Below are 14,055 nucleotides of genomic sequence, written 5' to 3'. Positions count from 1 at the left end.
TCCCACAGGGCCGAGAGAAACCTACGCCGCGTCGTCCCGCGCCGCCTGATCCGGATCGTAGTTCAGGATCGGCGCCAGCCAGCGTTCGGCCACAGCCAGCTCCCAGCCCTTGCGGCGCGCATAGTCCTCGACCTGGTCGCGGTCGATCTTGCCGACGCCGAAATAGAAGCTGTCCGGATGGCTGAAATACAGGCCCGAGACCGAGGCCGGCGGGTTCATGGCGAAGCTCTCGGTCAGTTCCATGCCCGCATTGCCCGGCGCGTCCAGCAGGTCGAACAGGGTCTGCTTCTCGGTGTGCTCCGGCTGGGCCGGATAGCCCGGCGCCGGGCGGATGCCCTGATAGCGCTCGGCGATCAGGTCCGCGACGCTCAGGGCCTCGTCGGCGGCATAGCCCCACAGTTCGGTGCGCACGGCCTTGTGCATGCGCTCGGCGAAAGCCTCGGCCAGACGGTCGGCCAGGGCCGTGGCCATGATGGCGGAATAGTCGTCGCCCTTGGCCTTGAACTCGCCCGCCTTCTCCAGCTCGCCATGCCCGGCGGTGACGGCGAAGCCGCCGATCCAGTCGTCCGAGCCCATGGGCGCGATGAAGTCCGACAGGGCTGTATTGGGTTTGCCGGGGGTCTTGGCCATCTGCTGGCGCAGGGTGTGCAGCCGGGCCAGCTCGGTGGTGCGCGCGTCATCGGCCCAGACGATGATGTCGTCCCCGTCCGCATTGGCGGGCCAGAAGCCCACCACCCCGCGCGCGGTGTACCACTTCTCGGCGATGATCCGGTCCAGCATGGCCCGGGCGTCCTTGTAGAGGTCCCGCGCCGCCTCGCCCACGATCTCGTCGTCCAGAATGTCGGGGAACCGCCCCACCAGCTCCCAGCTGGCGAAGAACGGCGACCAGTCGATGTGCGCGGCCAGGTCCGCCAGATCCCAGGCGTCGAACGCCTTCACCCCCGTGAACGACGGCTTCGCCGGTCTGTGCGCCGCCCAGTCGATGGCGAAACGGTTCGCGCGCGCCTTGTCGATGGGCGTGCGGGCCTTCTGGGTCTGACCCCGCGCATACTGCTCGCGCACCCGCACATACTCGTCCCGCGTGGCCTGCTGGATGCGGTCCTTCTCGGTGGCCGACAGCAGCCCCGAGACCACCCCCACCGCCCGGCTGGCGTCGGTGACATAGGTGGTCGAGCCCCGCTTGTAGGCCGGCTCCACCTTCACCGCCGTGTGGGTTTTGGACGTGGTCGCCCCGCCGATCAGCAGCGGAATGTCGAACCCGCGCCGCTCCATCTCCGAGGCCACGAACACCATCTCGTCCAGGCTCGGCGTGATCAGGCCCGACAGGCCGATGATGTCGCAGTTGTGGGCCTTGGCCTCATCGAGGATGCGGTCGGCCGGGACCATGACGCCCAGGTCCACCACCTCGTAATTGTTGCACTGGAGCACGACGCCGACGATGTTCTTGCCGATGTCGTGCACGTCGCCCTTGACCGTCGCCATCAGGATCCGGCCCGCCTGCTCGCGCGGCTTGCCGGCCTTCTCGGCCTCCAGATAGGGCTCCAGATAGGCCACGGCCTGTTTCATCACCCGGGCCGACTTCACCACCTGGGGCAGGAACATCTTGCCCGAGCCGAACAGGTCGCCGACCACGTTCATGCCGTCCATCAGCGGGCCTTCGATGACGTGCAGCGGCCGCTCGACGCCCTGCCGCGCCTCTTCGGTGTCCGCCTCGATGAACTCGGTGATCCCGTTCACCAGCGCATGCTCGATGCGCTTGGCAACCGGGCCCTCGCGCCATTTCAGATCGACGACGCGCGCCTTGCCCTTCTCGCCCTTGTACTCCGGCGCCATGTCCACCAGCCGCTCGGTGTTGGACACGTTCGTCCGCTGGGGCCGGTTCAGGATCACGTCCTCGACCGCCTCCCTCAGCTTCGGGTCGATGTCGTCATAGACCGGCAGATCGCCCGCATTGACGATGCCCATGTCCATGCCGGCATTGATGGCGTGGTACAGGAAGACGCTGTGGATCGCCCGGCGCACCGGCTCGTTGCCGCGGAAGCTGAACGAGACGTTGGACACCCCGCCCGACACCCTGGCGTGGGGCAGGGTCTGCTTGATCACCCGCACCGCCTCGATGAAGTCCACGGCGTAGTTGTCGTGGTCCTCGATCCCCGTCGCCACGGCGAAGATGTTGGGATCGAAGATGATGTCCTCGGGCGGAAAGCCGATGTCGTCCACCAGCAGGCGATAGGCCCGGGTGCAGATCTCCACCTTGCGGTCCTTCGTGTCCGCCTGGCCGTCCTCGTCGAAGGCCATGACCACCACCGCCGCGCCGTAGCGCAGGCATTTCACCGCATGCTCGCGGAACGCCGCCTCGCCTTCCTTCAGCGAGATGGAGTTGACGATGGGCTTGCCCTGAACGCACTTCAGCCCCGCCTCGATCACCTCCCATTTGGAGGAGTCGATCATGATGGGCACCCGGCTGATGTCGGGCTCGGCCGCGATCAGGTTCAGGAACGTCCGCATGGCGACGACGCCGTCCAGCAGCCCCTCGTCCATGTTCACGTCGATGACCTGGGCGCCCGCCTCCACCTGCTGGCGCGCCACCGACAGGGCCTCGCCATAGTTCCCGTCCACCACCAGCTTGCGGAATTTGGCCGAGCCGGTGACGTTGGTCCGCTCGCCGACATTGATGAAGACAGGTCTCATGCGTAGGCCACCCAGCCCTGCCAATTCATGGCGAAATAGAAGGTATGGACGCCGCTGAACCCGGCCTCCTTGAGGAGCGCCTCGTCGCGCGCGGCGGTCGCCATGGCCTTGTTCGCCCGGTGGCTGGCCCGGGCGTTGCCCAGGGTGTCGGGATCGACGCCGCTGGCCGTCGCATAGGCGATGTAGCGGTCGATGTTGCGGTCGAAATCGGGGCTGTCCGCATCGTCGCAGCGGTCCACCAGCACGAAGGCCGCGCCCGGCTTCAGGCGCCGCCGGATCTCCTGAAGCGTCCTGAGCTTCGACCCGTCATCGGGGATCAGCTCCAGCACCAGAATCAGGGTGGCCCCGTCGAACGGTCCCTCGGGCGCCGCCTCGACCCCGCCCTCGATCAACTCCACCCGCGGATTGATCTCGTCGCCCAGGACCACCCGGGCCAGATCCAGCATCTTGGCCGCCGGATCGACCCCGGTGAACCGCCAGCCCGGCGCGAACCGGGCCATCGCCCGCGTGTCCAGCCCGCCCCCGGCGCCCACCACCAGGATATGGCCGTCCGCCGGCGCGCGCTCGGCCAGCAGCACCCCGGTCATCTGCAACAGGCCCGCATGACCCGGCGTGAAAGCCGGCGGGCCCTTCTCGACATATTTGGCGACGAAGTCCGGGTCGTCGAAATTGAACACAGGCTTGCTCATGACGCGATCTCGAACGGCTCCAGCCCCGACAGGCGCATGGCCGTCGGCCGCTCCGGGATCGCGCGCGGCTTCACCCCCGCCACCGCATCGGCCACATGCTTGATATGGTCCGGCGTGGTGCCGCAGCAGCCGCCCAGAATGTTGACCAGCCCGCTCTCGGCCCACTCGTGCAGGTGACAGGCCGTCTGGTGCGGCTGTTCGTCGTACTGACCCATGGCGTTGGGCAGGCCCGCGTTGGGGAAGGCCGCGACCAGGGTGTCGGCCACCCGCGCGATGTCGGCGATGTGGGGCCGCATCAGGTCGGCGCCCAGGGCGCAGTTCAGGCCGATGGCGAAGGGCTTGGCGTGGCGCACGCTGTTCCAGAACGCCTCGGCCGTCTGGCCCGACAGGGTCCGGCCCGAACGGTCGGTGATGGTCCCCGAGATCCACAGCGGCAGGGCCTCATAGCCCTCGTCCTGCAGGTCCAGGATCGCCTTGATGGCCGCCTTGGCGTTCAGGGTGTCGAAGATGGTCTCCACCAGGAACAGGTCGACCCCGCCCTCGTGCAGGGCGCGGGCCTGCTGCTTGTACGCCTCATAGACCTCGTCGAAACTCACGGCGCGGAAGCCTGGATCGTTCACGTCCGGGCTGATGGACAGGGTCCGGTTGGTCGGCCCCATGGAGCCCGCCACGAAGCGCGGCTTGTGCGGCTCCTTCTCGGTCCAGCGGTCGGCCACCTCGCGAGCGATCTTCGCACCCTCGAAATTCAGGTCCCACACCGCGTCCTCAAGCCCGTAGTCCGCCTGGCCGATGGTGGTGGAGGAGAAGGTGTTGGTCTCCGAAATGTCCGCGCCGGCCCCGTAATACTGGTCGTGCAGGTCGGCGATGATGTCCGGGCGCGTCAGGATCAGAAGGTCGTTGTTGCCCTTCTGCGGATGGTTGTGCTCGCGGAAGCGTTCGCCCCGGAAGTCCTCTTCCGACAGCTCGCGCCGCTGGATCATCACCCCCCAGGCGCCGTCCAGCACCAGGATGCGCTCCTTCGCGGCCGCGTGCAGGGCGGCGATACGGTCGGCGCGGGTCATTGCTTATCCTCCCCCATCGGGGGAGGGGGACCGCCCGCAGGGTGGTGGAGGGGGCTGGCCCCGGACATCGGCGCTTGCGGTTGGCCCCCTCCACCGCTTCGCGGTTCCCCTCCCCCGTCGGGGGAGGAGTGCGCTTCCCGAACGCCCAGCACCCGGCAGATGGCGTAGACCAGATCGGCCCGGTTCAGGGTGTAGAAGTGGAAGTCGCCGAACCCCTCCTCCTGCAGCCGCGCGCAGGTCTCGGCGGCGACGGAGGCGGCGATCAGGCGGCGGGTGTCGGGGTCTTCGTCCAGTCCCTCGAAATGGGCGCCCAGCCAGTCGGGCACGCTGGCCCCGCAGGCGCCGGACATGCGCTTCAGGGCGCCGAAATTGGTCACCGGCATGACGCCGGGGATCAGGGGGATGGTCACCCCGGCCGCGCGCACCCGGTCGCGGAACCGCAGGAAGGCGTCCATGTCGAAGAAGAACTGGCTGATGGCCCGGGTGGCGCCTGCGTCCACCTTGGCTTTCAGCACATCGATGTCGTGCTCGATGGAGGGGCTCTCCGGGTGCTTCTCCGGATAGGCCCCGACGGTGATCTCGAAACCGCCCACCCGGCTGATGGCGGCGGCCAGTTCGGTGGCGTTGGCGTAGCCGTCCGCGCGGGGCTCATAGACCCCCCCGATCCCGGCCCCGCCGGGCGGATCGCCGCGCAGGGCCACGATGTGGTTCACGCCCGCAGCCTTGTACTCGGCGATCACCTCGTCGATCTCCCCGCGCGAGGCCTCCACGCAGGTCAGGTGCGCGGCGGGCTTCAGGCCGGTTTCGGACAGGATGCGGGTGACGGTGCGGTGGGTCCGCTCCCGCGTCGAGCCGCCGGCGCCATAGGTCACGGACACGAAGGCCGGGTTCAGCGGCTCCAGCCGCCGCACCGCGTTCCAGAGGTTCTCTTCGGCCTGGTCGGTCTTGGGCGGAAAGAACTCGAACGATACGCGCGGCGCGGCGCCGCCCGGTTGTCCGGCGCGGGCCACCGGTCCCAGCGGCGACAGCAGCAGGGCGCGGGCCTCGGCCAGGCTGGCGGGGGCGGTCATGCCACGCTCCTTTTCGCGGTTTCGGCCCGCGTGGCGGTCCAGATGGTGACGGTGAGGTCTTCGGTGTCGGGCGGCAGGGCGATGGGGGCGGAAGTGGCCAGCCCCGCCTCCCTCAGCCAGCCGGCGATCTCGGCGTCCGAGAAGCCCAGGCGGCGATGCTGGTGTTCCTCGCGCAGCTGCTCCAGCGCGTGGGGGGCGAAATCCACGATCAGCAGGCGTCCGCCCGGCGCCACCAGGCGCGCGGCCTCGCGAACGGCGGCGGCGGGGTCGATCAGATAGTGCAGGACCTGATGGACGATCACCAGATCGGCGCTCTGGCCGGGCAGGCGGGTGGCGAAGATGTCGCCGTGGCGCAGCTCCACCTTGTCCAGACCCGCCTTCGCGGTGTTGCTCCGGGCGATGTTCAGCATGTTCTGGCTCAGGTCCAGGCCGATGCACAGGCGCGCCTTCTTGCCCAGCAGCGTCAGCATGCGGCCCGAGCCGGTGCCCAGATCCACCACCCGGTCGAAGGGTCCGGGACCGGCGGCGCGCTCGATGGCCGCCTCCACCGCGCTTTCGCAGACGTACAGCGAACGCATCTGGTCCCAGCGCGGCGCCACCTGTTCGAAATAGGCGGCCGCCTCGGCCTCACGCTCCCGGCGGACCTCCTCCAACCGGACGTGGTCCTGATCGGCGGCGCCGTCCTCCAGCAGGTCCAGCACCATGTCCACCAGCCGCCGCGCGGCCAGGTCGGACGACAGGCGGTAGAACACGCGCGCCCCGTCGGGGAATCGCTCGATAAGACCGGCGTCGGCCATCAGCTTCAGATGGCGTGACACGCGCGGCTGGCTCTGGTCCAGTATGCGCGACAACTCCATGACGGACAGCTCGTCGCCCGCGAGCAGGGTCAGGACCCGGAGACGGGTCGGCTCTCCCGCGGCGCGCAGGGCTTCCACAGCCTGATCGGACGTAAACGACATGACGTCATATAAAGATATCTTTATATGATTATGCAAGCAAAATTCCTTGGCCTGGCAGCGGTTCTCGGCCTCGCCCTGCCGCTGCTGGCCGGCTGCGACTCTCGCGGGGAGGACGGGGGGAGCGAGGCTGCGCCCGTCGCCGAATCCGTCTCGGCGGCCGACCTTGCGGAAGAGCCGCCCCTCCTGGACGCCTCGACCGATCCCGCAGACGAGCCCTCTGCGGCCGTTGAACCGGACCCCGCGCCGCCGCCCGTGCGCATGGCCGCGCGGCGCATGGAGCCCTCGCCCCGGACACCGCCCGAACCTGCGACCGACGTAGAGCCCCTGATCGTCATCGGGCCGCGCGACGGCGAAACCCTGGGCGAATACCGGGCGCGGGCCGAACGCCTGTTCAACCGTCTGGACACAGACGGCGACGGTCGGCTGGACCGCGAGGAGATCATTTCGGGCGTGGGTCAGGTCCGCCTGCGCAACGCCCTGGAGCGCGCCGACATCGATCTGGACGACCATGTCTCCCGACAGGAGTTCAACGACCTGGCGACCCGCGCCTATCAGCGTCTCGACGCCGACGGCAACGGCGTGATCACCGAGGCGGAGTTCGAGGCCGGCGACCCCCTGGGCGCCGAATAGGCCCGCTTATTCCCGCATCTCGCACCGCCAGTCCCCTTCCCCACAAGGGGTTGCGCCGCTCGTCCCGTCTTTTTCGCCCCCCTCCCCGCACGCCCCTTACACTGGGCCGTTCAAACCGACGGGAGGCGATTTCAGACAATTCAGACAATTCAGACCCTGTTTTTTTGGGGGCCGTTGCACTCCAATTGCACTGTTTTTCCGCTTCGGAGTCTCACCGGGCCGGGGCGCCCACCTTGTCATCCCGGAAACGCCGAAGGCGTTATCCGGGACGGGACCGGTCATTCCTTGATCAGGCCCGGACGGAGCATCGCGACGAGCCGGGCCGATGTGTCCACCTCCGCCGCTCGCCCGGCTCAGCCTCGCGGCTGTCCGGGCGTCCAGTTGGTGAAGGGCAACGGTCCCGGCTCTCCGCTTCGCGTCGGCCGGGATGACAAGGGCGCCCGTTGCACTCCATTGCACTGTTTTCCGTCCCGGAGTCTCACTCCACCGGGGTCTTCAGCGGCCGTCCCTCGAAGTGGGCCGACAGGTTCTCCAGCAGCAGGCCCAGCATGCCCTGGACCGCCTCGTTGGTGGCCCCGGCGGTGTGGGGGGTCAGGGTGGTGTTGGGCACGTCGGCCCAGCGCGCCGGGTCCGTGGGCTCGGTCTCGAACACGTCCAGCGCCGCATGGCCCAGCTTGCCCGCTCGCAGGGCCGCGATCAGGGCGTCCTCATCCACCAGCTGGCCGCGCGCCACATTGACCAGCAGGCCGTCCGGTCCCAGCGCCTCGATCACCGCGCCTGAAATCAACCCCCGGTTGTTTTCATCGGCCCGGCAGGCCACCACCAGTACGTCGCTGTCCCGCGCCAGGTCCTCTAACGACGCCGCCCGCGGCCATGGGGCCTCCTTCTCGCGCGGTCCCCACCAGGCGACCCGCATCCGCAGGGCCTCGCAGCGACGCGCCACCGCCTCGCCGATCAGGCCCAGGCCCACGACGCCGACGCGCAGGTGGTTCAGGGACGGGGTGATGGTCTTGGCGTCGGGGGTCCACTGGCCGGCCCTCAGCGCCCGGTCGCCCTCGGTGATGCGCCGCCGCGCCGAGAGGACCAGCCCCAGGGCGTGGTCGGCCACGTCCTCGTGGTTCACGCCGGGCGCATGGGTGACCGGCAGGCCCTTCTCGCGGCACCAGTCCACATCGATGCCGTCATAGCCCGAGGTGAAACAGGCGATCAGCTCCAGCCGCGGCAGGCTCTCGATCAGGTGCTTGTCCAGTTCGAACTCGCCGGCCACCACCATGGCGCGGATATCCTCCCGCGCCTCCACCGGCGGCCCCTCCCAGAACCGGTAGACCGTATAGGCCCCGTCCAGAAAGGCCGTCAGCGGCGCCAGATGCCGCTGCATGATCAGGATCGCGGGACGGTCGGTCATGCAACGCTCATCCGGGTCGGAGCCGCGGCCCCCTTACAGGAGGATGTTCTCGAAGGCCTCGTGGTTGCCATAGAGCACGATCCGCATGTCCGCCACGCCGTCGCCGTCCACGTCGGCGGCAAGAAGGGTGAAACCGGCCCCCGGCAGCCAGGTCAGGGTCAGTTGGCCCGCCTGTCCGGTGAACTCGTCCACCCGCTCGAAAACCTGATTGCCGGCCACGTTGGCGTTCGCATCGATGTTGCGCAGGTCGATGAAGTCATCGGCCCCCAGATCCATGATGCGGTCGTAGTCGGCGAAGCTGGAATCCGACACCTCATTGTATTTGAAGATGTCCGACCCGCCTCCGCCGGTCAGATAGTCCGCGCCGCCATTCCCGATGATGATGCTGTCAGCACTGTTGCCGATGATGATGTTGCTCAGGGCGTTGCCCACGACGTTGGCGTTCGCCCCACCCAGGAGGGTGATGTTCTCCACATGAGTGAAACGGGCGTCGAAGCTGACGGTGCTGAACACCGTGTCGACGCCGCCGCCGGCCACTTCCACGACCACATCGTCGCGGCTGTCCACATAGTAGGTGTCGTCGCCGCCCAGCCCCTCCATGCGATCCGCGCCGCCGCCGCCCTTGATGATGTTGGCGGCGTTGTTGCCGATGATGATGTTGTCCAGGTCATTGCCCACGACGTTGGCGTTCGCCCCGCCCTGGAGCGTGATGTTCTCCACATGGGTGAAGCGGGCGTCGAAGCTGACGGTGCTGAACACCGTGTCGATGCCGCCCCCGGCCACTTCCACGACCACATCGTTGCGGCTGTCCACATAGTAGGTGTCGTCGCCGCCCCGGCCTTCCATATAGTCGTCGCCGCCGCCGCCCTTGAGAATGTTGGCTGCGTCGTTGCCGACAAGGATGTTGTCCAGGTCATTGCCGACCAGATTGACCGCCGCGTTGCCCTGAACCCTCAGGTTCTCCACATGGGTGAAGCGGGCGTCGAAGCTGACCCGGGCGTAGACCGTGTCCACGCCCCCGCCTGCGGTCTCGACCACGACGTCGTTGCGGTTGTCGACATAATAGATGTCGTTCCCGGCGCCGCCTTCCATGTAGTCCGCGCCGGCGCCGCCGACCAGAATGTCGTTACCCAGACCCCCGTAAAGCTCATCGTTGCCGGCGCCGCCATCCAGCCGCGAACCCTGGTAGCCGCTCACCGGCGCATCGGCGCCGGAAAGAGACACGTTCAGACGATAGCTGGCGCCCACGGGGACGGGATCATAGGCCACATAGCCGCCCGAGCCGGGCCCGGCATAGGTGCCTACGACGATGTAATAGACGCCGCCCGCAGGAACGGTGAAGCTGAGGAAGGAGTCCTGTCTGACGCTGCTGCCGACATCGACAGGACCGTCGTCGTTCTGCGCCAGGGGATTGCCGGCCGCGTCATAGATCCGGACCACCGTGTCGATCCCGGACGTCCCGTCGATGTCGATGGTGACCGTTTCGCCCTCGCCCGCGGTGAAGCGGTACCATTCATGGGTTCCGCTGCCCGTGGCCTGAACCGTCGCATGCGGAATAGTCGTGGAGGATATGATCTCGGCGTCGAACTGCAGCCCGAATCCGTTGTCCAGGGAGAAGGCCGTCCCCCGGGTGTTGATCACCTGCCCCTGCGTCTTGACCAGATCGGCGACCGCCACGGCGATGGGCGTCGCCGCCGCATACATGACGTCGTTGCCAGATCCGCCGATGGCCCGCTCGATCACCGCGCCGTGGGCGATGGAGACGTTGCCGGTCAGACCGCCGACGTTGGAGAAGTGCCCCTGGCGCAGGTCAATCAACTGGTTCTGGGAGTAGCCCGAGAAATCCAGGGTGTCATAGCCGCCCGCGTCCCAGACCGCGAAGATCAGGGCGTCGCCGCTGCTCGTGGCGGTATAGAAATCCCTGTCCGTGTTGGAGTTGAAGCCATAGATGGTGTCGCCGGTGCGCGTGCTCATGTTCGCGCCGTAGATCAGCTGGATCGCCGCGATGTCGTCCAGCAGGGGCGCGGACGGGTGGTTGCCCTGGAACGCGGCGCCGGTGTTGGCTTCGGACCAGTAGCTCATCACGCTGAACTGGCGGGTATCCTCCCGATAGTCGGCGTCGGCGTAGGTGGGATTGCCCTCGCTGGCGTCATAGTTCCCCGGGTGCAGAAGGCCGATGGCGTGGCCGATCTCGTGGGTCAGGGTGTGCCGACCGTAGTTCATGTAGGCGGGCGAAGCGTTGTACCAGAGCGAGCTGTTGACCCAGACGTCGCCGTTGGCGGCGCTGGCGGCGGTGTTTCCCGGCAGCGAGGCGAAGGCTGCAGCACCCTCGGCGCCCGAGGAATAATTGCTGAACAGTATGGAGGCGTCATTGGAATAGCCCGAGCCGCCCACCCGGTTGAAAGTGATGTTGGCCAGGTCCGACCAGCTCTGAAGCGCCAGGAGGGTCTGGGCGATCTGGGCCTCGTTGAAGCGCGAGAAGCCCGAGGTTTCGTTCGGCATGGTCGCCGGGCCCGTGTCGCGGAAGGCGAAGGTGACCACCGCGCCGGGGCCGCTGCCCCAGATCAGGCCCGCGCGCGCCAGGGCGCCCGCTGCGCCCTCCACGGTGTAGGAGGGCTTGCCTCCGAAAGGCCCGCCACCCCGGTCCTCTGCATTGATGCGGAAAGGCTCCTCGATCAGAGGCCAATCCTGCTCATGGCGCACAAAGTAACCCAGTCCGCAGATGCCGCACATGGCGCATTCCCTCCATTCACCCTAGGCTGGACATTAGACACGAGGCTGACCGCGACAACCCTCTTTGTTCGGCTCCAGCAAGTTGTGATAGCTGATGCAACGCAGTGCGCTCGTTTTACGGGCGGCCTGATCCTGTCGCGCGGTGGCCGGGACGTCAGCCTCCGAGGCCGAGGAAGTCGTCGAAATCGCCGTTCATCACGATCCGCATGTCCGCCACGCCGTCGCCGTCGATGTCTGCGGCCAGCAGGGTGAAGCCGTCCGGCAGCCACGTCAGGGTCACCTGGCCCGCCTCACCGGTCAGTTCGTCCACCTGGGTGAATGACTGGTCGCCTGCGACGTTGACGTTCGCATCGAGGTTCCGCAGGTCGATGAAGTCGTCGGCTCCCGGATCCATGATGCGGTCATAGTCCGGGAAGCTGGAATCGGAGACCGGATTGTATTTCAAGGCGTCCGCCCCGTCCCCGGCATAGATCGATTCCGGCATGTAGACGTCGCATGACCATTCGAGTGCGAAGGTTCTGAAAGCGAGGTCATCAATCAGACCAGCCAGTCGACCCTGGGGCGCATACTGGCCGAAAATGTCCGTGTTCGACGACAAGCGCATGGGCGCCACGAAATCGGTGGGGCGCGATATTGTGTCGTGAAGAAACAGGCCAAAGTCGGCGTTAAGGTAGGCGTACATGGGCGGGGCCTCCAATCGGGACGTCTGCGACCTTAACGGGCAAACGCCAGCTATCAACATACTTATGTCCAGGTTCCCGGTTTCGTGTAGGGAGATGGACACGCATCCGACCCTGCCCGGACTTGTCGCCGCGCTCTTCATGGCCGGTTCGGGCTGGGCGCAGCCTTCGGAGACCAGCGCCATGACCATCGGCATCCCGGCGCTTCAGCCGGCGGAGCATTTCGCCGGAAACTGGCGCATGAGCGGAGGGGGCGTGTCCTGCACCCTCACGCTTCGCGCCGATCCCACGCCCGTGCCCCGCCCGGCGGCGCCGAGCTTCGCCCTGGACGTCGAGGGGACCTGCCCCGGCGGTCTGGAACAGCACGCATTCGGGGCCTGGCGGCCCGCCTCGGACGGGATCGACCTGACGGACCAGCAGGGCCGGACACGCCTGTTCCTGTCGCGCACGGCCCCCGGCGTCTATGAAGCCACCCTGCCCTCGGGCGAGGCGATCCATCTGACGCGCGGCTGATACGGCGGCCAGGCGTCAGCCTCCCACGCCGAGGAAATTGTCGAAGTCGGAATGGTCCCCGTACAGCACGATCCGCATGTCAGCCACGCCGTCGCCGTCCACGTCGGCGGCGAGAACGGTGAACCCCGCCGACGGCAGCCAGGTCAGGATCATTTGGCCCGCCTCACCGGTCAGTTCGTCCACCTGGGTGAATGACTGGTTGCCCGCGACGTTGACGTTCGCATCGATGTTCCTCAGATCGATGAAGTCGTCAGCCCCCAGATCCATGATGCGGTCATAGTCGGCGAAGCTGGAATCGGAGACCGCGTTGTACCGGAAGGTGTCCGCCCCGCCCCCGCCGGTCAGATAGTCAGCACCGCCGTTCCCGATGATGATGTTGACCGCGCTGTTGCCCACGATGATGTTGCTCAGGTCGTTGGCGACGACGTTGGCGTTGGACGAACCCTGAAGGGTCACGTTCTCTACGTGGGTGAACCGGGCGTCGAAGCTGACGGTGCTGAACACCGTATCGACGCCGCCACCCTCCACTTCGATCACCACGTCGTCGCGGCTGTCGACAAAGTAGGTGTCGTCGCCGCCCAGACCTTCCATGCGGTCCGCGCCGCCGCCGCCCTTGATGATGTTGGCCGTGTCGTTGCCGATGATGATGTTGTCCAGGTCGTTGCCGACGGCGTTGGCGTTGGCGTCGCCGACCAGGGTGATGTTCTCCACGTGGGTTGCCCGGGCGTCGAAGCTGACGGTGCTGAACACCGTGTCGATGCCGCCCCCGGCCACTTCCACGACCACGTCGTCGCGGCTGTCCACATAGTAGGTGTCGTCGCCGCCCAGACCTTTGAGGATATTGGCGCCGCCGTTGCCCCTGATGACGTTGTTCAGGTCGTTGCCGACGGCGTTGGCGTTGTCGTCGCCGGTCAGGGTGATGTTCTCCACATGGGTGAAGCGGCCATCGAAGCTGACGGTGCTGAACACCGTGTCGACGCCGCCGCCCTCCACTTCGATCACCACGTCGTCGCGGCTGTCCACAAAGTAAGTGTCGTCGCCGCCCAGGCCCTCCATGCGATCCGCGCCGCCGCCGCCGTTGATGATGTTGGCGGCGCTGTTGCCGATGATGATGTTGTTCAGGTCGTTGGCCACGACGTCGGCGGCGGCGTCGCCGGTCAGGGTGATGTTTTCAACATGGGTGAAGCGGGCGTCGAAGCCGACGGTGCTGATCACAGTGTCGACGCCGCCGCCCGCCACCTCGATCACCACATCGTCGAGGCTGTCCACAAAGTAGGTGTCGTCGCCGCCCAGACCCTCCATGCGGTCCGCGCCGCCGCCGCCCTTGATGATGTTGGCCGCGTCGTTGCCGATGATGTCGTTGTCCAGATCGTTGCCGACGAGATTGCGCGCCGCGCTGCCCTGGGCTCTCAGGTTCTCCACGTGGGTGAAGCGGGCGTCGAAGCTGACGGTGCTGAACACCGTGTCGACGCCGCCGCCTTCCACCTCGACCACCACGTCGTCGCGGCTGTCCACAAAGTAGGTGTCGTCGCCGCCCAGACCCTCCATGCGGTCCGCGCCGCCGCCGCCCTTGATGATGTTGGCCGCGTCGTTGCCGATGATGTCGTTGTCCAGATCGTTGCCG

At 67.2% G+C, this 14,055-nt stretch carries 10 protein-coding genes and 1 pseudogene; 2 read left to right on the top strand and 9 right to left on the bottom strand.

Translation table 11 applies throughout. The features are described from left to right. Window positions 1-21: 21 nt before the first annotated feature. The 5 genes and pseudogenes from metH to IWC96_RS08675 form a co-directional block, all read right to left on the bottom strand. Entirely contained in the window at window positions 22-2,691 is a 2,670-nt protein-coding gene (gene metH / locus IWC96_RS08695) for a methionine synthase (RefSeq protein WP_196838745.1), read from the bottom strand. Further along, complete coding sequence (locus tag IWC96_RS08690; protein ID WP_196838744.1) at window positions 2,688-3,380, bottom strand: bifunctional 2-polyprenyl-6-hydroxyphenol methylase/3-demethylubiquinol 3-O-methyltransferase UbiG; 693 nt, start codon at window positions 3,378-3,380, stop codon at window positions 2,688-2,690. Before IWC96_RS08690 ends, metH begins: the two co-directional genes overlap by 4 nt. After that, window positions 3,377-4,441, bottom strand: a complete 1,065-nt coding sequence (locus IWC96_RS08685) for a homocysteine S-methyltransferase family protein (RefSeq protein ID WP_196838743.1) — start codon at window positions 4,439-4,441, stop codon at window positions 3,377-3,379. The genes IWC96_RS08690 and IWC96_RS08685 overlap by 4 nt, the downstream gene beginning before the upstream one ends. Window positions 4,442-4,575: 134 nt before the next feature. After that, window positions 4,576-5,511: pseudogene (gene metF / locus IWC96_RS08680) on the bottom strand (methylenetetrahydrofolate reductase [NAD(P)H]); the annotation flags it as partial. Beyond that, on the bottom strand, window positions 5,508-6,470 hold the full coding sequence (locus IWC96_RS08675) for a metalloregulator ArsR/SmtB family transcription factor (protein WP_021698072.1): 963 nt from the start codon (window positions 6,468-6,470) through the stop codon (window positions 5,508-5,510). The gene IWC96_RS08675 and the pseudogene metF, both read right to left, overlap by 4 nt. A 24-nt stretch (window positions 6,471-6,494) precedes the next feature. Here IWC96_RS08675 and IWC96_RS08670 point away from each other — a divergent pair, with 24 nt between their 5' ends. Beyond that, window positions 6,495-7,100, top strand: coding sequence for an EF-hand domain-containing protein (locus tag IWC96_RS08670; protein WP_081703502.1), 606 nt, complete (start codon window positions 6,495-6,497; stop codon window positions 7,098-7,100). A gap of 478 nt (window positions 7,101-7,578) precedes the next feature. On the opposite strand, the gene IWC96_RS08665 is transcribed toward IWC96_RS08670, so the two are convergent. The 3 genes from IWC96_RS08665 to IWC96_RS08635 form a co-directional block, all read right to left on the bottom strand. Next, the gene (locus tag IWC96_RS08665; protein WP_021698070.1) at window positions 7,579-8,505 is read right to left on the bottom strand and encodes a 2-hydroxyacid dehydrogenase; all 927 of its coding nucleotides are present in this window, start codon (window positions 8,503-8,505) and stop codon (window positions 7,579-7,581) included. Between the two features lie 33 nt (window positions 8,506-8,538). Further along, window positions 8,539-11,238 carry a M57 family metalloprotease gene (locus IWC96_RS16165; protein WP_304502310.1) on the bottom strand — a complete coding sequence of 900 codons (2,700 nt, stop codon included), beginning with the start codon at window positions 11,236-11,238 and terminating at the stop codon, window positions 8,539-8,541. Window positions 11,239-11,392: 154 nt separating this feature from the next. Then, window positions 11,393-11,920 carry a hypothetical protein gene (locus IWC96_RS08635; RefSeq protein WP_196838741.1) on the bottom strand — a complete coding sequence of 176 codons (528 nt, stop codon included), beginning with the start codon at window positions 11,918-11,920 and terminating at the stop codon, window positions 11,393-11,395. 94 nt (window positions 11,921-12,014) lie between these two features. On the opposite strand from IWC96_RS08635, the gene IWC96_RS08630 reads away from it, so the two are divergent. Further along, complete coding sequence (locus IWC96_RS08630) at window positions 12,015-12,431, top strand: AprI/Inh family metalloprotease inhibitor (RefSeq protein ID WP_196838740.1); 417 nt, start codon at window positions 12,015-12,017, stop codon at window positions 12,429-12,431. 15 nt (window positions 12,432-12,446) lie between these two features. On the opposite strand, the gene IWC96_RS08625 is transcribed toward IWC96_RS08630, so the two are convergent. Further along, window positions 12,447-14,055 (bottom strand): calcium-binding protein (locus IWC96_RS08625; RefSeq protein WP_196838739.1); only part of this gene is annotated, 1,609 nt, incomplete at its 5' end.

Source organism: Brevundimonas sp. BAL450 (assembly GCF_015767455.1).
Lineage (GTDB): Bacteria > Pseudomonadota > Alphaproteobacteria > Caulobacterales > Caulobacteraceae > Brevundimonas > Brevundimonas abyssalis.
Note: the sequence above shows the minus strand (reverse complement) of the source record. Positions and strands in the feature narration are given on the sequence as shown.

Bases quoted from the DNA above. Each gene is read 5' to 3' on its own strand.
- IWC96_RS08675 (WP_021698072.1), bottom strand. From the start codon at position 6,470: ATGTCGTTTACGTCCGATCAGGCTGTGGAAGCCCTGCGCGCCGCGGGA.
- IWC96_RS08690 (WP_196838744.1), bottom strand. From the start codon at position 3,380: ATGAGCAAGCCTGTGTTCAATTTCGACGACCCGGACTTCGTCGCCAAA.
- IWC96_RS08685 (WP_196838743.1), bottom strand. From the start codon at position 4,441: ATGACCCGCGCCGACCGTATCGCCGCCCTGCACGCGGCCGCGAAGGAG.
- IWC96_RS08670 (WP_081703502.1), top strand. From the start codon at position 6,495: ATGATTATGCAAGCAAAATTCCTTGGCCTGGCAGCGGTTCTCGGCCTC.
- IWC96_RS16165 (WP_304502310.1), bottom strand. From the start codon at position 11,238: ATGTGCGGCATCTGCGGACTGGGTTACTTTGTGCGCCATGAGCAGGAT.
- IWC96_RS08635 (WP_196838741.1), bottom strand. From the start codon at position 11,920: ATGTACGCCTACCTTAACGCCGACTTTGGCCTGTTTCTTCACGACACA.
- metH (WP_196838745.1), bottom strand. From the start codon at position 2,691: ATGAGACCTGTCTTCATCAATGTCGGCGAGCGGACCAACGTCACCGGC.
- IWC96_RS08665 (WP_021698070.1), bottom strand. From the start codon at position 8,505: ATGACCGACCGTCCCGCGATCCTGATCATGCAGCGGCATCTGGCGCCG.
- IWC96_RS08630 (WP_196838740.1), top strand. From the start codon at position 12,015: ATGGACACGCATCCGACCCTGCCCGGACTTGTCGCCGCGCTCTTCATG.